Origin of the sequence: Priestia sp. GS2 (assembly GCF_036409025.1) — a bacterium.
Lineage (GTDB): Bacteria > Bacillota > Bacilli > Bacillales > Bacillaceae_H > Priestia > Priestia aryabhattai_A.
The window spans coordinates 2924891-2943158 of the sequence record NZ_JAZGJX010000001.1 but is presented as its reverse complement, the minus strand read 5'-3'; the positions used below and the strand labels follow the sequence as shown (position 1 = coordinate 2943158).

Here is an 18268-nt window from a genome sequence, read left to right as displayed (position 1 = left end):
ACATGAAGAAGTGGGTTAGTTTAATAAGCGTAATTCTTATGTTAATGAGCTGCAGCAACCGTGATCAAAACGTTCAATTTGATCACGTAGAATTAGTAGCTCCAGGAGCGGTTGGAGGTGGAGCAGACTTAACCGCTAGGACTATGCAGCATGTGTTACAGCAAGAAGTAATGGATATACCTGTTTCTGTTGTGAATAAAACACAAAGTCAAGGAGAAGAAGCATGGCGGTATGTACAGAAACATGAAAAAGGCAATGTCATTTCAGGTAACTCTAGCTTATTAATTACGAATCATTTACTAGGACAAAGTCAGTTAACGTATAAAGACTTTACACCTCTTGCGATTTTGGCAACCGAATGGGAAGTCATCGTTGTTCCAAGCTCTTCCTCCATTACGACGATGAAGAGTTTGATGGATGCTTTAAGAGAAAACCATCATTTATTAAAGATTGGATTATCTCCTCGATTAGGAAATGACGATCATTTGTCGTTTGTACAAGCAGCGCAGAAAGCAAACGTTGAAACTTCTCGCTTAGCTTTTTATGTATATGGAAGCAGCCATGGCGTACTAGATGCGCTCCAAGAAAATGAAGTTCAAGTAGCTCCTATGTCGCTATCAGAAGCAAAAAGTGCGTACAAGCGAGGAGACGTTCGGATTTTAGGCATTTCAGCTCCACAGCGCTTAGCGGAATTTAACAATGTTCCAACTTGGAAAGAAGAAGGGGTTGACGTTGTTTTTAGCCACTGGAGAGGATTGATGGGTCCACCGAATATGACGCAAGAAGAAATTGATTACTGGAATCAAACCATATACAAAATGGTCAATACGAAGGCGTGGAAACAGCTTTTAAAAGAAAATGATTTTTACCCTTTTTATAAGAATAGCAGCGGTGCGTCTGTATTTTTGGAAAGACAAAGTAAGCTATATGAAGAATTAATGAACGGCAAGTAAAAAAGCTATATGATTCCATATAGCTTTCTTATCCGTTTAATGAATATCGTGCAGATTAATCTCTTCAATAAATTCAATAAAGGCCTTAACAATTTTAATTTCAAGTGACTCTTCATGAAAGTACATCCACGTCTTTCGAAGTAGAGCGGTTCCATCTTCGTTTTGCATCGGAATGACGTGAAGTCCTTCAACATCTTCAACTAGCATGTGAGGGAGCATCGCGTATCCAAGCCCATTTTCAACCATCTTTTTACACGTATCCGCTTTGTCTACGTGAATACTGACGCTTGGAGGTTGATTGAAATTTTCGCTCCACCAATGGTCAACAGCGGTCTTCAAAAAACGGTCTTGATGATAATCGATTCGAGGTAAGTGTGGGAGATCATCTATCTCAATAGGTTTTTTAGAAGCAATGCAAATGGTTTCTTCAAAGAGAAGTCTCTTTTCATTGCGCCAGTTATAATCACCTTTTACAAAAGCAATATGAACATCTTGATGGTGTAAGAGGTTTACAACGTCACTGCTCCATCCGGTGGTAACTTTAAATTCGACATCAGGATATTTGTCTTTAAATAAGCGCAAAAGTCCTGGTAATTTGTAATCCGTAAAGAAATTCGAGACGCCAAGCCTTAGTGTACCCGTTAGCTTATCGCCCATATTTAAAACGTGGTCTTTTATGTGTTGGAGATGCGCAATCATTTTATCAGCAGATTTTGCTAAATATTCTCCTTGAGGTGTAAAATGGATACCTCTGCGCCCACGATTAACAATTTGGACACCGAATTCTTTTTCCATCTGCTGCAAGCGGTTCGTCAGGGCTGGTTGTGAAATATAAAGTAGCTTTGCAGCTTTTGTGATATTTTTTTCTTGGTATAAAAGCTGTAAAATGAGCCAATCTCGATCGTCCATTTCTTCCTCCTTTATTTAGGTATTAATTTTTTTTATCTTTCTACATACAAATCCGATATTTCAATTATCTCTAAAAGTATACTATAGTTTAAATAGATAGAAAACGTAAAGCTCATCCGTATGGGCAAGAAGGTTTAGACCCTTTGTTTTTAGACTGACAAAGTAATCGTAGCAAAAATAGAAAGAAGGATTTGAAATGAAAGCAACATTATCTTTTTCATCTACGTTTTTATTGATTACACTAAGTGCTTTAGGCGGACTGCTACTATCTTCATTAGGAATGTCAATCGGCTGGATGATCGGCACACTTATTGTCGCAACAACTTTAGCAATTACTCGTCCTCAATTTTTGAAGATTCCTTCGAATTCTAAAGGAATGCCAAAGATTTGGCTGTACGTTGGTCAACTCATTCTAGCAATTGAGCTAGGGCAACAAATTAATCTAACAGTTGTCAGCACATTTGTAGACAATTGGCTTCCTGTATCTATCATTTTATTAATCTCTATTTTATTTTCATTAGGTTCTGGGTTTATTCTGTTTAAATTCACCTCAAATGATTTGTTAACAAGCTTGTTCAGTACAGCTCCCGGTGGATTAAGTGCCATGCCAGGGATTGCAGAAGAGGTTGGGGCAAACACCGCAACGGTAAGTGTTGTTCAGATTATGCGGGTGTTTCTTGTTGTGCTTACGGTTCCACTTCTTGTTTCATCGTTAGGCGAGAAAGCAATAGTAGCAACAACCTCTGAGGCAGCTTCTTCTTTTAGTTTGGAGTCAGTATTATGGACGTTTACATTAGTTGTTGCAGCTTTTATTGGATACCTAATTGGCAAGCGTTTCAAATTTCCGGCTCCCTGGCTTGTTGGAGGGATGTTGACTGTAGGTATTACGCAAGTGGCAGGCTCAGCGCTTGTGGGCTATAACTTAACGGCTTGGTGGCCACATCTTGTTTTAATTATGGCTCAAGTAATCATTGCAACAAGTATCGGTTCACGCTTTCGCGCTGATATGTTTCAGGGTATGAAACGAACGATTGGAGTGGCTTTTATTAGCACAATTGTGTTAATTGGTACAATGTTTATATGTGCATATATCGTATCTGAGGTTGGAGGCATTCCATTTATTACAACAGCACTTGCTTTTGCTCCAGGAGGAGTTGCGGAGATGGCGACTACTTCTGTTGTATTAGGAGCAGATGCACCGTTTGTGGTAGCTGTTCAAGTCTTTCGTATTTTAATTGTTTCGCTGTTATTACCACCCATCTTTAGATGGTTCTATCGCGTTGGGGAACAGAGAGTTCATACTCATGCCAAGGTTCAAGAAAGGTAATAGCTAAATTATAAAGAGAGGTAGTGGTGGGAGATGAATCATGAAAAAGAGCTAGTGGTGAGTCAATTTGGCAGTAATGCTAAAAACTATGTGAAAAGCAAAGGCCATTCCAAGGGAGCTGATTTAATTTTCTTAGCAGAAGCAGCGGCTGATTATGCGGGAGAAAAAGCATTGGATATCGCAACGGGTGGAGGTCACGTGGCTAATAAGCTTGCCGGTTTATTTGGTGAGGTAGTAGCTTTTGACCTTACTCCACAAATGCTTCTTCATGCAGAAGAATTTATTAAAAGTAACGGTCATGAGAACGTATCGTTTGTGCAGGGGGAAGCTGAGAAATTACCGTTTTTAGACGAAGCGTTTAATCTTGTAACATGCCGAATTGCTCCTCATCATTTTACAGATGTGCAAAGCTTTGTGAATGAATCGGCTCGGGTATTAAAAAAGGATGGAGCGTTTATAGTTGTCGATAACGTGGCGCCAGAAAGTGATGCGCATGATGCTTTTTATAACGAAGTGGAAAAGAAGCGAGATCCTAGTCATCATCGTGCTTATAAAAAAACAGAGTGGTTTAAAATGTTAGAGGAAGCGGGCTTTACAATTGAGCTAATGACGCGCTTTCCAAAAACATTTCTGTTTGATGATTGGTGTGAAATGATGAAAGTACCTCAAAACGATAAGCAAGAACTCACAGGAAAGATGCTGAGTGCTTCAAATGAATTGAAAGCGTTCTTTCATATTCAAACAGACGGCACAAGTATTCAATCGTTTCAAGCAGAATCGGTTTTAATTATTGCTAAAAAATAAGAGAAGCCGCGCTCCGGTGAGAGCGCGGCTTTTTAGTTAGCCTTATACTTTGATTGGTAGGCGGACGAACGTTTGATCCGTTCCCGAAGCGGTTAGATTGTCTTCTAATATAAAATCTGAAGCGGCTTCGTTTCTCGAAAATCTCTGAATAAAAGCTTCTAGCGCCACTTGCATTTCAAGTCGTACCAGCTGAGCACCTAAGCGAAAGTAAGGGCCATTTCCAAATATTCAATGCTTTTTATTTGTAGAACGATGAATGTCTAGAGTAAAAGGATTGCTAAACATTTCTTTGTACCAATTAATCAGAAAAAACTCTTCTGAACACGTTTGGGATTTTGGTATCTCAGTGACCGGAATTCCTTCTTGTTTCATTTTCGTTCCTCCTTCTGAAGAGATGAAAAAGAGCAAATGATTTCTCATTTTTTATACTTTTAGTCTAATATAAAAAGTTGAGCGTAAAGAAATAAGAAGATGTGAATCATATCCATATGCGGATGTGCTAGGTAAAGCGTATACTTGTAGCTCTACTCAGAAGAACGTGATAGGATATTAACTAGAATTGAGGTATAAAGGCGGTATGAAAGATGATTAAAGCAATTGTATTTGACTTTGATGGATTAATTGTAGATACAGAATCAGTTTGGTATGAAGTGTATTGCGATATGTTAGAACCTCGTGGCGTACATTTAAAAATTGAAGAGTTTGCGTCTTATATAGGAACAGATACTACAGCGCTTTACGACTTTTTATATGAGCAGTTTGGTCGTGAATTAACGAAGGACGAGATTGCGAAGGAGTCGTTAAAACGTCATCAAGAAAAAATGAAGCAGCTGGCAGCTCGTGAAGGTGTTCTGGAGTATTTAAAAGAAGCGAAAGAATTAGGTCTGAAAATTGGTTTAGCCAGCAGTTCAGACCGTGCGTGGGTGACGTCGTTTTTAAAGGAATTAGATCTCCTTGATCATTTTGAAGTGATGCAAACGCGTGATGACGTGGAAAAAGTTAAGCCAGACCCGGCTCTTTATAAGCAAACAGTTGAAAAGTTAGGCGTACATCCTTCTGAAGCCATTGCTTTTGAAGATTCTGCAAACGGTGCAAAAGCCGCTATCGCAGCAGGTTTACAATGTGTAATCGTACCGAATCGTCTGTCTGCACATTTGACTTTTGAAACGTATCATTTACGTATTGCTTCCATGAAAGAGAAGTCACTACAGGAGGTAATTGAACAGGTAAGTCATTAAGAAAGTGGAGCTAGCATTAGCTCCACTTTTTTACGGCTCTAAATGTATTTTTGGAAATGGGATGTGAGGAGGCTCTTCAAGCCAGCCTTGCTCAATACTAATGCGGGATGTTTCTTCAGCAAATTGTAAGATTTCATTTGTAAACTTTGTATATTTAGCGGATAAATCAAGCCTTGGATTAGTGGCCATAGACATGCCGTAGTTTCGAACGCTTTCCGATACCATTGCTGATACGTGAAACATCATGAGCTTTTCTGAAAAAGGTGGTACAGCAGATTTTTCAACTCCATAATCCCATTCCATGATGATGGGAATGTTTTCAACCATCAGTGGCTCAGACAGCTGTTCAATATGAGCCTGCATTATATGACGTCCTTTTAGTAAAAATGCTTTAATATCTTCAGAAGTTGCTGTCTGTGCAAAGCCAAGTAGCAAATCTTTTGCGATTAGATTCGTTTCAATATTTGAAATGAGATGTGATATCTCAATGACAGTAAGCGGTCTTTTTTCATCAAAAAAGTGACCCAAAAACATTTCTTTTCCAGCCATATCAGAAGAGTCTGCAATAGGGATTGGCGGGAGCTGAATATATACTTTTTTGGCTAAAAGTAAGTCGGTTACCTGTTGGTTTAACTGCTCGGCTAATAGCAGCAGTTTTCTGAAAAAAGTCCGAATGTCTTCACGTTTTGCAATGTCTACTCCATATGTAGCGGATAATAACAGCAAATTGGAAACATGCTTTAAATATAGTAAATAAAACGAATCCGAAAAGAGTCTAGGAGCGTCAACATGTAAATCTTCTTCATTAAATCCAAGCGGAATTGGCATGTTTTCTTTTAAAAACAATGCGCTTAAAACGTCTAGATTTCGTTCAATAATATGCTGAGTAGCTTTTAATGACTGCTCAATTTCTTGATCATCCACATGGCGCAGAAAGTGTAGTAACGTGCATGAGACAGCTTTATCATTCATGTACTGTTGCCAAATCGCAGCCATTTCAGAAGCGGATAATGGTAAAAATGTACTCATAGTATACTCCTTTATAAATATATGTGTTGTTGTTAGTTTTGACCGTTTAGATGTAGATATTCCATTAGTGTAGGGAAAGGAAAAATAACTGTCTATTTTAAATGTGCTTTCAAGCCTACTCATTCTTGAATTTTCTTTAAAACCTAATGAAAATAGAAAAAGTAAGAGAGTAAAGGAGATGTTAATATGCCGGAAGGGCCAGAAATTCGAAGAGCAGCAGATGAAGTACAAAGAGCGATTACTTCTAGGCCTGTAGGAGAAGTATGGTTTGCGTTTGAAGCATTAAAAAAATACGAAAGCATGCTTACGGGAGCATCGGTTAAGAGAGTTGATACAAAAGGGAAAGCAATGCTTATTCGCTTTGATAATGGATATACGATTTATTCACATAATCAGCTCTACGGTAAATGGTATATCAGAAAGGCGTATCAGTATCCAAAAACAAATCGGCAGCTCCGCTTAGCCATTCACAACGAGCAAAAATCAGCTCTTTTGTATAGCGCATCGGATATCGAAGTGCTGCTTGATGAAGAAGTTCTTGCTCATCCGTTTGTTTCGAGAGTCGGACCAGACATCTTAAGTGAACAAGTGAGCGTAGAGGACTTAATTGAACGTTTTACAAGCAAAGCATTTTATCGCCGAAAATGGACGTCTCTATTGCTTGACCAGAGCTTTGTAGCGGGCATTGGGAATTATTTGCGCAGTGAGATCCTGTTTTTAGCAGGTATTCACCCGGATAAGCGACCTTGTGATTGTACAGAAAAGCAGATTAAAAAAGCTGCGGAAGCAACAATTTTGCTAATGAAGCAGTCGTATGAAACGGGAGGGATTACAAACGATTTGTCTTTAGTTGAAAAGTTAAAGGAAAAAGGAGTAAAACGTTCTGCTTATCGACACTGGGTATTTAACCGAGAGGGAGAAGCGTGTCGAATAGATGGAACGGAAATTCAAAAAATTCCTGCTGCTTCGAGGCGGTTGTATTACTGTCCAACTTGCCAAAAGAAGTAAGCATACAAAAGCCGGAACTCTTAATTCCAATAGCTTGTCCCTAGTCTTGTATAATCAGCAGGGTTCTCAATTTTCTATGATAAGGTTAAACATAGCTCTTTTGTTAGTGTAGAGTTCAAATTGGAATTCTGTAAATTATATTGAACTATATGAGGTAGTGTGGTACAACTAATAGAGATAATAATCAGATAGCTTTACAAATAAATAGTCATTATTAAACCACTAGGGGTGCTTCTTGAAGCTGAGAGAGACATGGTCTTAACCCTTATAACCTGAACTAGGTAATACTAGCGTAGGAAAGAGGTATTGTGTGCTACATCTATGGACTTTTACAGGATGTAAAAGGGATATATGTGTATATTCAAGCGCTTCTTTTCTATGAAAAGAAGCGCTTTTTTATGTGGTTTAGAGGGAGGGGATTAGTATGAACATTACAGATGTGGTAGAGCAGGTGGATACTAGACAAGATGAACTTATTGAGCTTTTGACCAAGCTCGTCTCGTATAAAACACCAGCACCACCTGCACGTAATACAAAAGAAGCGCAGATATATATTGCAGAGCTGTTGGAAAGCTATGGTTTTGAAATTGACATGTGGGACGTGTACCCAAATGACCCTAACGTTGTAGGAACGTTAAAAGGAACAAGTCAAAGCGAATATCAGAGTTTAATTATTAATGGACATATTGATGTTGCGGCAGTCAACGAAGGCGAAGCATGGGATATAAGTCCTTTCCAAACGAAATTTGAAGAAGGATTCATAATGGGGAGAGGCGTTGCTGATATGAAAGGTGGACTCGCTGGAGCGCTGTTTGCCATTAAGCTTCTACATGAAGCTGGAATGGAATTTCCGGGGGATTTAACCTTTCAATCGGTTATCGGGGAAGAGGTTGGAGAAGCTGGGACCCTTGAATGCTGCAAGCGAGGATACAGCGCAGACTTTGCGATTGTGGTTGATACAAGTGAGCTGCAAATCCAAGGTCAAGGTGGAGTCATTACGGGGTGGATAACCGTGAAAAGTAAGCAAACATATCATGATGCCACAAGAAGGCAAATGATTCATGCAGGGGGCGGCTTATTAGGAGCCAGTGCAATTGAAAAAATGGCGAAATTAATTGGTGCACTGCAGGAGCTTGAGCGCCACTGGGCTGTTGTCAAAAGCTATCCCGGTTTTCCGGTTGGAACAAATACAATCAATCCAGCTGTTATTGAAGGTGGCCGCAACGCAGCCTTTATCGCAGACGAATGCAGGCTGTGGGTGACCGTTCATTATTATCCAAATGAATCATATGAAGAGGTAATGAAAGAAGTAGAAGACTATCTGTTACAGGTTGCAAAAGCAGATCCGTGGCTAAGAGAAAATCCTCCAACGTTTAAGTGGGGAGGCACATCAATGATTGAAGATAGAGGAGAAATTTTCCCTGCATTTGAAGTAGATAAAAATCATCCAGCAGTTCACTTGTTAGTCGGTGCTCATAGAGAAGTAACAATGAAAGAAGCGCATGTCAACGTTTCGCCAACGGTTACGGACGGTGGCTGGCTAGCTGATGCAGGTATAGCTACAGCTATTTATGGTCCAGGAGACTTAACGGAGGCTCACTCTGTTAATGAAAAGCTATCTGTTAATCAATTGCTTGATTACACGAAAGTGATGGTTCAATTTATTTATGAATGGCTACATACAAAAAAGGAGAATGCAAAATGAAATTTAGTGAACGTTTGTATGAAAAAGTAAAGCCGATTTGGAAGCAAACGCATGAGCATCCTTTTGTAAAAGGAATGGGAGAAGGAACGTTAGAACAAGATAAGTTTCGCTTTTATATGGTGCAAGATTACGTGTATTTGATTGACTATGCGAAGCTGTTTGCTCTTGGAGCAGTAAAAGCAACAGATGTTCAAACAATGGGGAAATTTGCAGCGTTATTACATTCAACAATGAATGAAGAGATGGAGTTACATAGACAATATGCAAAGCGTTTTTTAATTACCCCTGAAGAGTTAGAAACAGCAGAGGCAGCTCCAACAACGCTTGCTTACACGCACTACATGCTTCATGTTTCTCAAAACGGAACCTTAGCGGAACTTGTTGCGGCACTCCTGCCTTGCATGTGGAGCTATTGGGAGATTGGAAAAGAGCTTCGCACCAAGCCTGGTGCAAAGCATGAACTTTATAGTGAATGGATTGATATGTACAGCTCAGCTGAATTTGGTGAACTGGCGACTTGGTGTATTGATTTAATGGATCAACTAGCAGAAGGAAAATCAGAAGCAGATCTTACTAAGTTAGAAGAAATTTTTATTAATACGACGCGCTTTGAATACTTATTCTGGGATATGGCTTACGAAAAAGCGATGTGGCCTGTTCATGTATAAAAAGGCTTTGGAGTTTGAAACGGTGACTTTTTCATATGAAGAAAGCAGAGGAGCGATCTTGGAATCTCTTAATTTTGATATTGAAGAAGGAGAATTTGTAAGCATTGTCGGCGCAAGCGGTTCCGGAAAGAGCACGTTATTTCGCCTTATTACCGGGTTAGAGATAGAGCAGGCGGGACGAATTTTAATTAATAATCAGCAGCACCACAATCGCTTTGGGCATGTGGGATACATGCCTCAAGAAGATCTTCTTTTACCTTGGAGGACCATTCTAGATAACGCTGCTTTGCCTTTAGAGTTAAAAGGGGTACCAAAAGACGAAGCGTATATACAAGCAAAAGAACTGCTCAGTGAATTTGGTTTAAAAGGATATGAACAGAGGTTTCCATCTGATTTATCAGGAGGAATGAAGCAGCGTGTTTCATTCCTACGCACGGTACTGAGTGGCTCGAACGTGCTTTTGCTGGACGAACCGTTCAGTGCTTTGGATGCTATTACTCGTCTATCCATGCAGGAGTGGCTCCTTGAGCAGTGGCAAAAGCGTAATCAAACCATTTTGTTTATCACGCATGATGTGCAGGAAGCGTTGTTCTTATCAGACCGTATTTTTATCTTTGATAAGCAACCTTTAAAGGGATTTAAACAAGTGAAGGTACCTCTTGAAAGACCAAGAGCTCTGCAGGACATAGATCGACCAGAGATTGTAAAGCTGAAGCACCAACTAATGCAAGAGCTCAGGATGAAGGTGGATGCATGAAAAGGATACAAGAGTGGAGCTTACCTATTGTTTTAACGTTCGTATTACTAATTATTTGGCAGGTTACCGCTTATATTGTGGGAATGCCCTTTATTTTACCATCTCCAGTTGAAGTGTGTGTGAGAATATGGGAGCTAAAGGAAGTGCTTTTCATTGAACATTTACCTTCAACGTTACTGATTATTTTAATAGGTTTAGCTATTTCGATTGTTGTAGGCGTCTTAGTTGCAATTTGGATGAATAACAACAAAACCATCGAGCGGGCTATCTATCCTATTTTAGTAGCTTCACAAACTATTCCAATCATAGCGTTAGCGCCTATTTTTGTACTTTGGTTTGGCTATTCCATCTGGAGCAAAGTAGTGGTAACGGTCTTAATTACATTTTTTCCTATTACCGTGAACACGTTTGATGGTCTTCGCTCAACGAGACGTGAACACGTTGAACTTTTAAAAACGATGGGAGCGACCAAGCGAGACCTTTTTATGAAGCTAAGCGTACCAGCCGCTTTACCTCATTTTTATTCAGGCTTAAAGGTAGCGGTAACCTTAAGCGTTATTGGAGCTGCTATCGGTGAGTGGCTCGGTGCACAAGCAGGTTTAGGTTATTTCAGTCGACGAATGATGACACAGTTTGATGGAGCCGGTGTATTCGCTCCAATCGTTGTGTTATCTCTTATTGGCATCATCTCTTTTATTGGCATTACATGGATTGAACGTAGATCACTAAAATGGAGGAAAGCTAAATGAAAAAATGGCTAGTTAGTTTATCACTGCTGCTTTTAGTAGTAACGACTGCTTGTAGTAAAGATGAAACAAGTTCAGCAACTCATAAGAAAGAATTAAAAGAAGTATCGGTAATGTTGGATTGGTATCCAAATGCTGTACATAGCTTTTTATACGTTGCACAAGAAAAAGGCTATTTTGAAGAGGAAGGTGTAAAAGTAGACATTCAATATCCAGCCAATCCAACTGATCCGTTAAACTTAGCAGCGACAGGTAAAATTACGTTAGGATTTTACTATCAGCCAGATGTCGTAATGGCAAGGGCTAACGAAAATGTTCCCGTAAAGTCAGTAGGAGCGATTGTTCGTTCTCCATTAAATCACGTTGTCTTTTTGGATGAAAGTCCTGTTAAGCGTCCAAAAGATTTAGAAGGAAAGACAGTGGGATATACAGGAATTCCTTTAAATGAAGCGCTGCTGAAAAAGATGATTAAAACAGATGGAGGGAATCCGGACAAGGTTAAAATGGCTGACGTAGGCTTTGAATTAGGATCTTCAGTTGTAACGAAAAAAGTCGACGCGGTAATCGGTGCATATATTAATCACGAAGTTCCTGTTTTGAAAGACAAAGGGTATGATACGCGCTACTTTAACCCAACAGATTATGGTGTTCCTAATTATTATGAGCTAGTAGCAGTAACGAGCGATCGTACATGGGACACAGATGAAGAATCTATTCGCGCGTTTTGGAAAGCAGCAACAAAGGGCTATGAGTTTATGAATGAACATCCGGATGAAGCTCTTGACATTTTATTAAGCAATCAAGACAAAGCGAACTTTCCATTAGTGGAAGGAGTAGAAAAGCAAAGCCTTGATATCTTGCTTCCAAAGATGGAATCAGCTGAAGGGTTTGGCAGTCAGACAGCGAAGTCTTGGGAAGAAACGGCGAAGTGGTTAAAGGATTCCGGTTTAATTAAAAAAGAACCCAAGGCAGAAGATATGTTTATAAATCTCACAAATTAATGAAACATAAAAACGCATCGATTGATGCGTTTTTATGTTTAAACAGGGAATAAAATGATAGTCGATAACAAAAAGTATATAGAAATTCAATTTCTATATTAAATATGAAGAAAAATATTTTAAATTATAATTGACCTACTGTTTGTGAGTATGATAACATTAATCAGAACTTGATGACCGTATTTGTTTTTTGGTCAAACGGTCGATTTAACTGAAAAGCTATTGGGGGATTTAACGATGAATATGCTGAAGGGAGAATGGAAATCCATTATTTCAAAGCCGATGAATATTTTAATTATTGTTGGCTTATTATTTGTTCCGTTCTTATATAATGTAATTTTTTTATCAGCTTATTGGGATCCATATGGAAAAACAGATCAAATTCCTGTAGCGGTTGTCAATGAAGACAAAGGCGCTACTTTAGATGGGAAAGAACTTCACGTCGGTGATGATTTTGTTGAAAATTTAAAGGATAACGATACGTTTGACTGGCGTTTTACGAATAAAGAAGAAGCGCTAGAAGGCTTAAAGGATGAAAAATATTACCTCGTCCTAGAACTGCCAAGGAATTTCTCTGAAAACGCAACAACTTTAATGGATGAAGATCCAAAGAAAATGAAGTTTGTCTATCATACGAACGCTGGTAAAAACTACTCCGGCGCGCAGATTGGTTCAAATGCAGTAACAAAAATAAATGAACAAATTAAAGAAGAAGTAACAAAGCAGTATGCAGAAACTGTGTTTGATAGTTTTAAAGAGGTAGCAGATGGCCTTCAAGAAGCAAGCGATGGTGCTGGCAAAATTGAAGATGGTTCTAAAACGCTTCGTGATAATCTAAAAAAGTTAGCTGATAGCACTGTTACTTTTGAAGAAGGCGTAACAAAATTAGCAAGTGGTATTAGCGATGCCAATAAAGGTGCTAAAACTATTAATGAAAATCAAGTTAAGCTAGCAAGTGGATTAGGTGAGTTAACAGATGCTGGTGGGAAATTAGAAACGGCTTCTGGAGAGCTAAAAGGTGGAGCAGTAGCCATCGATGACGGCTTAAATCAGTTAGAAGGAAAACTTCCTGCTTTTGTAGGTGGTTTAAATCAGCTAGAGCAAAAACTTCCTGAATTCGTAAGTGGCTTAAACGAAGCAAATACAAAAGTAAATGAAGTTGCTAAGAAAATTGAGCAAAAGAAGCAAGAAATTAACGCAGTGAAAGAAAAAATTGATTCAGCTCAAGAAGCGTTTGATACTAGACAACAGCAAATTGTAAATTCTATTAACGAAAATGAAAATATTCCAGATGAAGAAAAGCAAAAGCTTATTGATGAAATTACAAAACTTTCTTCTGAACAATTTATGGAGCAGCAGCAGGCTCAAGTGAATGAATTAAAAGCGCAGGTTGATCAAGTTCAAGTACTAGCAGATGGCCTGAAAGAGTTATCAGCAGCCGGTGGACAAATTCAGGGCGCAGTGACTGATCTATCAGACGCTAGTAAACAAATTCAAAGTGGAGTCACAGAACTATCAAATGGTGCGACTAAGCTAGCAAGTGGTCAAGAAGAATTTAATAAAAATTTTACAACATTTAATAACAAGTTAGGGGAAGCAAGCGAAGGTGCAAACAAGCTTGCTGAAGGAACAAAAGACTTGGTGAGCGGCTTAGGTGAATTAGACAAAGGTGGTTCTCAGCTTGTTAGCGGTACAAAAGAGTTAGAAGAAGGCTCTGGTAAGCTTTATGATGGATCTTCTGAATTAGCAGAAGGTACAAGTGAGCTTCATTCCTCTCTACAAGAAGGGGCAAATGATGCCAAAGAAGTGAATCCAAATGATAAAACGTACAGCATGTTTGCTAGTCCAACTGACTTACAAGATGACAAACAGAACAATGTTGATAAGTATGGAGTGGGCTTAACACCGTATATCTTATGTATTGGATTATTTGCAGGAGCGTTGATGTTCTCTTCTGTTTATTCATTAAAAGACCCAGCCATTACGCCGACGTCTGGTTTGGCATGGTTCTTAAGTAAGTTTAGCGTAATTGCCTTTATGGCTGTTTTTCAATCAATTCTCGTAGCAACAGTACTGCTGTGGGGACTTGATTTACACGTAACGAGCGTGTGGAGATTTTATGTGTTTACAATAATTACAGGCTTAACATTCTTCACCCTCGTGTTATTTTTAACAACAGCTTTAGGTAAGATAGGGCAGTTCTTAACGTTTATCATGCTTCTCCTTCAAATTGGAGGAAGCTCAGGAACGTTCCCGAAAGCGTTGGTACCTGAATTTTTCCAAGTAATTAATCCATTCTTGCCAATGACGTATGCCATTCGAGGATTCCGTGAAATCATTTCGGTTGGTGATGATTATGGATTTGCTTGGAGCCAAGCAGGCGTGTTAGGAATATTTGCGCTTGTATTTATTATCTTAACCATTATTGTCTTCAGCTTGAATGTGCGAAAGTTTCGCAAAGTAAACGAAGACGAAGAAGCAACAGCTTAATAGAAAAAAAGCTTAGCCCTCACCAGGCTAAGCTTTTTTAGCATTCCTTAAACAAATTAATAGCATCTGGGCTTTGTGCTATGCGTTCGCTTCCCCAAGCACACATTAGGTTTAACACTTCTCTTAGCGTTTCCCCTTCAGTTGTTAACGAGTATACGACCTTTGGTGGTATTTCGTCATATAAAGTACGTTTAATAATGCCGTCATGTTCTAACTCTCTCAGCTGCTGAGAGAGCATTTTTTTTGTGATGTTTGGAATGACGCGCTGTAGCTCGCTGAATCGAAGAGCTTGCTCTTTCAAATGACAAAGGATTACAACCTTCCATTTCCCTCCAATCACTTCGAGAGTAGCTTCTACAGGAATATTATATTTAGTAGCCTTCAACGTTATCTCTCCTTATGCAATATAATAGAAGGATGTCAATTGGATAATCTATTAATTGAATTCGTTAAGGAGGTTACTTCTTGGTAACCTGGTTACACGAAAGTGCCGTCTATTCATGGATGTACGATTCCATTATACTGAAACCAATCTTAAATATGAAGGAGGAAACAATAATGAATCAACCATATCCACGTTCGTTTTCACATATCGGGCTTTCTGTTCCTAATGTGGACGAAGCCGTTAAATTTTATAAGGAAGTACTAGGGTGGTACGTCATTATGGAGCCATCTGAAATTATAGAAGATGACAGTGCAATTGGACAAATGTGTACAGATGTTTTTGGCTCTGGCTGGGGGAAGTTTCGTATTGCGCATTTAGCAACAGGAGATAAAATTGGTGTAGAAATCTTTGAGTTTCCTCAAAATGAAACGCCTGAAAATAACTTTGAATTTTGGAAAACAGGCATTTTCCATTTCTGCGTTCAAGACCCTGACATTGAAGGACTTACAGAAAAAATTGTTGCTCATGGTGGAAAGCAACGTATGCCAATTCGTGAGTATTATCCAAATGAGAAGCCTTACAAAATGGTGTACTGTGAAGATCCATTCGGCAATTTAATTGAAATCTATACGCATAGTTACGAACTGACATATTCAGAAGGAGCATACTAGGATGAAAGCTTTACTTTTAGAAGAAAAGGGACAATGGGAACACATGAAGGTGAGAGATAGTGAAAAGCCTGTGCCTGATGCTGGAGAAGTAGTCGTACGCGTACGAGCTGCTGCTCTTAATCCCGTTGATTATAAAACGGCAACGGGTGGAAACCCAAGCTGGTCATATCCCCATATCTTAGGATTAGACGTAGCGGGTATTGTTGAAGAAGTAGGTGCACATGTGACCGATATTCAAGTCGGGGATCGTGTTGTCTATCATGGTGACTTAACGAAAAAAGGTGGTTTTGCTGAATATGCTGTGACAACGGCTCATACGGTATCTGTTATCCCACAAGGCGTATCGTTTGAAGCAGCGGCAGCGTTACCTTGTGCCGGCTATACCGCATACCAAGCGCTATTCTCTAAGCTTCATATCGAGAAAGGTCAATCTATTTTAATTCATGCGGGAGCTGGTGGAGTAGGCGGTTTTGCGATTCAACTTGCCAAGCAAGCGGGGTTGACCGTCATTACGACAGCATCTAAAAAAAATCATGCGTACGTAAAATCACTAGGTGCTGATTATGCCATTGATTATAAAGAGGGGAATTTTGTGGAAGAAACGCTTGCCATTACAAACGGGTTAGGTGTTCATGCTGTGCTGGAAACGGTTGGAAGAGAAAATGCAAATAAATCACTAGAAGCACTTGCATTTAACGGGCAAATCGCTTTTATTGCAGGGCCACCTGACGTGAATAGCGCCATTTCATTTGCACATCCACTTTCTTTTCATCAAGTTGCATTAGGCAGTGCTCACCAATCAACTAATCGTCAAGAGCAAACAGCTCTAAAGGAAATAGGAGATGTCATGCTGCAACTTGTGAAAGAAGGGAAGCTAGATCCGCTTGTTGAGAAAACCATCTCTTTAGATGAGATTCCACAAGCATTAACACAGTTAGCTAGTCGTACCGTGACAGGAAAAATCATTGCAGTTCTATAAGCGTAAAGAAATAGCTCCCCTTGTGTAGGGAGCTATTTCTTTGTTTATTAATGCTTTACAGGACCTTGAATGCCCATGCCTGTGTTTGCTTTAACTAATACTTCATCAAACTTCTTCGCATCTGCTTTTTCACTTGAGACAAGCGTACCGATAATAGCAGCTAAGAATCCAAGTGGAATTGAAATGATCCCTGGGTTAGTGAGCGTAATAAGCGGTTCCCCAACAAAGATGGCTGCTCCTGCCTCAGGTGACCAAACGTTAGGACTAATTGCTACAAGAATAAGGGAGCTTAGTAAGCCTACAAGCATCCCTGTTACTGCACCTGTAGTATTAAATCGTTTCCAAAAAATCGTAAACAAAATGATTGGTAAGTTTGCACTAGCTGCTACTGCAAAAGCAAGTGCTACTAAAAAGGCTACGTTCATATTTTGAGCAAATAATGCAAGAATAATGGAGATAATTGATACACCGATTGATGCCCAGCGTGCCGCAACAACCTGTTCTTTTTCCGTTGCCTCACCACGACGAACGATATGGCTATAAAAGTCATGTGCAAAAGCTGAAGCTGCTGATAAAACGAGCCCCGCAACAACTGCTAAAATCGTTGCAAACGCAACGGCTGATACAAAAGCAAATAAGAAATCTCCGCCTAAAACTTGGGCTAATAGCGGAGCTGCCATGTTACCAGCAGAGTTTGCCGCAATAATTTCATCGTATCCAACAAAGGCTGCTGCACCAAATCCTAAGAAGATAGTCATAATGTAAAACGCACCGATAATCCATGTTGCATAAATAACGGATTTTCTTGCTGTAATTGCGTCTTTTACCGTAAAGAAACGGATAAGAATATGAGGTAATCCTGCAGTACCAAGCACTAAAGCTAAGTTTAAAGAAATCATATCAAGCGGGTTGGTAAACTTGTTTCCAGGATTTAAAAAGCCTTCGCCAAGAGGTGTTGCTGTCTTCATCTCTGAAAACATTTTTACGATGCTAAAATCAAACTTTGCAAACACCATCACGGAAATAATAAATGTCCCGATCATTAATAAAATAGCTTTGGCAATTTGAACCCAGCTTGTTGCTGTCATGCCACCAAATACCACGTAAATTGTCATTAAGATACCAACGATTAAAACAGAGTAGACGTAGTCAAGTCCTAGTAATAAATGAATAAGTGCGCCTGCGCCTACAAGCTGTGCAATCATATAAAAGATTGAAATCGTGATAGTATTTAAAGCCGCAACTCCACGAACTTTCTTTTGGTCAAAGCGTGCAGCAATCATGTCAGCCATCGTATATTTTCCAAGATTACGAAGTGGTTCTGCCACAACATACAACACAACAAGGTAAGCAACTAAAAATCCGATGCTGTAAAAGAAACCATCGAATCCAGAAAGCGCTACCATTCCTGCGATACCTAAAAATGATGCGGCAGACATATAATCTCCAGCAATCGCCATTCCATTTTGTAGACCTGTTAAGCTTCCGTCAGCCGTATAGAAATCACTGGAAGTTTTGGTTCGTTTAGAAGCTAAGTATGTGATTACGAGCGTTAATCCAACAATTACGAGAAATAGTGAAAATGCAAGTCCATTCAT

General features: G+C 39.4%; 18 protein-coding genes and 1 riboswitch. Of the genes, 13 read left to right on the top strand and 5 right to left on the bottom strand.

The features are described 5' to 3' along the window. Positions 1–2 precede the first annotated feature (2 nt). Complete coding sequence (locus tag V2145_RS14965; protein ID WP_311859124.1) at positions 3–953, top strand: tripartite tricarboxylate transporter substrate binding protein; 951 nt, start codon at positions 3–5, stop codon at positions 951–953. Between the two features lie 36 nt (positions 954–989). Here V2145_RS14965 and V2145_RS14960 read toward each other — a convergent pair whose 3' ends face one another. After that, positions 990–1862, bottom strand: a complete 873-nt coding sequence (locus V2145_RS14960) for a LysR family transcriptional regulator (protein WP_094912264.1) — start codon at positions 1860–1862, stop codon at positions 990–992. Between the two features lie 196 nt (positions 1863–2058). Between V2145_RS14960 and V2145_RS14955 the strand changes: the two genes are divergently transcribed. Together V2145_RS14955 and V2145_RS14950 are read left to right on the top strand one after the other, a co-directional pair. Then, positions 2059–3189 carry an AbrB family transcriptional regulator gene (locus V2145_RS14955; protein WP_330987966.1) on the top strand — a complete coding sequence of 377 codons (1131 nt, stop codon included), beginning with the start codon at positions 2059–2061 and terminating at the stop codon, positions 3187–3189. 33 nt (positions 3190–3222) lie between these two features. After that, the gene (locus tag V2145_RS14950) at positions 3223–3993 is read left to right on the top strand and encodes a class I SAM-dependent methyltransferase (RefSeq protein WP_330987965.1); all 771 of its coding nucleotides are present in this window, start codon (positions 3223–3225) and stop codon (positions 3991–3993) included. A gap of 228 nt (positions 3994–4221) precedes the next feature. On the opposite strand, the gene V2145_RS14945 is transcribed toward V2145_RS14950, so the two are convergent. Next, positions 4222–4365, bottom strand: coding sequence for a hypothetical protein (locus V2145_RS14945; RefSeq protein ID WP_330987964.1), 144 nt, complete (start codon positions 4363–4365; stop codon positions 4222–4224). Positions 4366–4577: 212 nt separating this feature from the next. Here V2145_RS14945 and V2145_RS14940 point away from each other — a divergent pair, with 212 nt between their 5' ends. Next, positions 4578–5231: an HAD family hydrolase gene (locus V2145_RS14940; protein WP_094912267.1), complete on the top strand. Its 654-nt coding sequence runs from the start codon at positions 4578–4580 to the stop codon at positions 5229–5231. Positions 5232–5261: 30 nt separating this feature from the next. On the opposite strand, the gene V2145_RS14935 is transcribed toward V2145_RS14940, so the two are convergent. Next, the gene (locus V2145_RS14935) at positions 5262–6260 is read right to left on the bottom strand and encodes a DUF3231 family protein (protein WP_131887282.1); all 999 of its coding nucleotides are present in this window, start codon (positions 6258–6260) and stop codon (positions 5262–5264) included. Between the two features lie 186 nt (positions 6261–6446). Between V2145_RS14935 and nei the strand changes: the two genes are divergently transcribed. From nei to V2145_RS14900, 7 genes are all read left to right on the top strand, one after another. Further along, entirely contained in the window at positions 6447–7268 is an 822-nt protein-coding gene (nei, locus tag V2145_RS14930) for an endonuclease VIII (RefSeq protein WP_330987963.1), read from the top strand. Positions 7269–7482: 214 nt separating this feature from the next. Then, a riboswitch (TPP riboswitch) is annotated at positions 7483–7584 on the top strand. 108 nt (positions 7585–7692) lie between these two features. Continuing rightward, positions 7693–8973 (top strand): acetylornithine deacetylase, encoded by a 1281-nt coding sequence (locus V2145_RS14925; RefSeq protein WP_330987962.1) that lies wholly within the window; start codon positions 7693–7695, stop codon positions 8971–8973. Beyond that, the gene (gene tenA / locus V2145_RS14920; RefSeq protein WP_311859114.1) at positions 8970–9641 is read left to right on the top strand and encodes a thiaminase II; all 672 of its coding nucleotides are present in this window, start codon (positions 8970–8972) and stop codon (positions 9639–9641) included. The genes V2145_RS14925 and tenA overlap by 4 nt, the downstream gene beginning before the upstream one ends. Continuing rightward, entirely contained in the window at positions 9634–10398 is a 765-nt protein-coding gene (locus V2145_RS14915) for an ABC transporter ATP-binding protein (protein ID WP_311859113.1), read from the top strand. Before tenA ends, V2145_RS14915 begins: the two co-directional genes overlap by 8 nt. Further along, complete coding sequence (locus V2145_RS14910; protein ID WP_330987961.1) at positions 10395–11147, top strand: ABC transporter permease; 753 nt, start codon at positions 10395–10397, stop codon at positions 11145–11147. The genes V2145_RS14915 and V2145_RS14910 overlap by 4 nt, the downstream gene beginning before the upstream one ends. Beyond that, on the top strand, positions 11144–12145 hold the full coding sequence (locus V2145_RS14905) for an ABC transporter substrate-binding protein (RefSeq protein WP_311859111.1): 1002 nt from the start codon (positions 11144–11146) through the stop codon (positions 12143–12145). The genes V2145_RS14910 and V2145_RS14905 overlap by 4 nt, the downstream gene beginning before the upstream one ends. 237 nt (positions 12146–12382) lie before the next feature. Beyond that, positions 12383–14635 (top strand): YhgE/Pip family protein, encoded by a 2253-nt coding sequence (locus V2145_RS14900; protein ID WP_330987960.1) that lies wholly within the window; start codon positions 12383–12385, stop codon positions 14633–14635. Positions 14636–14672: 37 nt separating this feature from the next. Here the strand turns inward: V2145_RS14900 and V2145_RS14895 are convergent, their stop codons facing one another. Further along, entirely contained in the window at positions 14673–15020 is a 348-nt protein-coding gene (locus tag V2145_RS14895; RefSeq protein WP_094912276.1) for a winged helix-turn-helix transcriptional regulator, read from the bottom strand. A gap of 173 nt (positions 15021–15193) precedes the next feature. On the opposite strand from V2145_RS14895, the gene V2145_RS14890 reads away from it, so the two are divergent. Together V2145_RS14890 and V2145_RS14885 are read left to right on the top strand one after the other, a co-directional pair. Further along, complete coding sequence (locus V2145_RS14890) at positions 15194–15691, top strand: lactoylglutathione lyase family protein (protein ID WP_094912277.1); 498 nt, start codon at positions 15194–15196, stop codon at positions 15689–15691. 1 nt (position 15692) lies between these two features. Continuing rightward, a complete protein-coding gene (locus V2145_RS14885; protein ID WP_330987959.1) occupies positions 15693–16670 on the top strand; it encodes a zinc-binding dehydrogenase in 978 nt (325 codons plus the stop codon). Positions 16671–16717: 47 nt separating this feature from the next. Here the strand turns inward: V2145_RS14885 and V2145_RS14880 are convergent, their stop codons facing one another. Further along, positions 16718–18268 carry a solute symporter family protein gene (locus tag V2145_RS14880; protein ID WP_094912279.1) on the bottom strand — a complete coding sequence of 517 codons (1551 nt, stop codon included), beginning with the start codon at positions 18266–18268 and terminating at the stop codon, positions 16718–16720.

Coding starts and splice junctions, on each gene's coding strand:
- V2145_RS14965 (WP_311859124.1), top strand. CDS start 3: ATGAAGAAGTGGGTTAGTTTAATAAGCGTAATTCTTATGTTAATGAGC.
- V2145_RS14960 (WP_094912264.1), bottom strand. CDS start 1,862: ATGGACGATCGAGATTGGCTCATTTTACAGCTTTTATACCAAGAAAAA.
- V2145_RS14955 (WP_330987966.1), top strand. CDS start 2,059: ATGAAAGCAACATTATCTTTTTCATCTACGTTTTTATTGATTACACTA.
- V2145_RS14950 (WP_330987965.1), top strand. CDS start 3,223: ATGAATCATGAAAAAGAGCTAGTGGTGAGTCAATTTGGCAGTAATGCT.
- V2145_RS14945 (WP_330987964.1), bottom strand. CDS start 4,365: ATGAAACAAGAAGGAATTCCGGTCACTGAGATACCAAAATCCCAAACG.
- V2145_RS14940 (WP_094912267.1), top strand. CDS start 4,578: ATGATTAAAGCAATTGTATTTGACTTTGATGGATTAATTGTAGATACA.
- V2145_RS14935 (WP_131887282.1), bottom strand. CDS start 6,260: ATGAGTACATTTTTACCATTATCCGCTTCTGAAATGGCTGCGATTTGG.
- nei (WP_330987963.1), top strand. CDS start 6,447: ATGCCGGAAGGGCCAGAAATTCGAAGAGCAGCAGATGAAGTACAAAGA.
- V2145_RS14925 (WP_330987962.1), top strand. CDS start 7,693: ATGAACATTACAGATGTGGTAGAGCAGGTGGATACTAGACAAGATGAA.
- tenA (WP_311859114.1), top strand. CDS start 8,970: ATGAAATTTAGTGAACGTTTGTATGAAAAAGTAAAGCCGATTTGGAAG.
- V2145_RS14915 (WP_311859113.1), top strand. CDS start 9,634: ATGTATAAAAAGGCTTTGGAGTTTGAAACGGTGACTTTTTCATATGAA.
- V2145_RS14910 (WP_330987961.1), top strand. CDS start 10,395: ATGAAAAGGATACAAGAGTGGAGCTTACCTATTGTTTTAACGTTCGTA.
- V2145_RS14905 (WP_311859111.1), top strand. CDS start 11,144: ATGAAAAAATGGCTAGTTAGTTTATCACTGCTGCTTTTAGTAGTAACG.
- V2145_RS14900 (WP_330987960.1), top strand. CDS start 12,383: ATGAATATGCTGAAGGGAGAATGGAAATCCATTATTTCAAAGCCGATG.
- V2145_RS14890 (WP_094912277.1), top strand. CDS start 15,194: ATGAATCAACCATATCCACGTTCGTTTTCACATATCGGGCTTTCTGTT.
- V2145_RS14885 (WP_330987959.1), top strand. CDS start 15,693: ATGAAAGCTTTACTTTTAGAAGAAAAGGGACAATGGGAACACATGAAG.
- V2145_RS14880 (WP_094912279.1), bottom strand. CDS start 18,268: ATGAATGGACTTGCATTTTCACTATTTCTCGTAATTGTTGGATTAACG.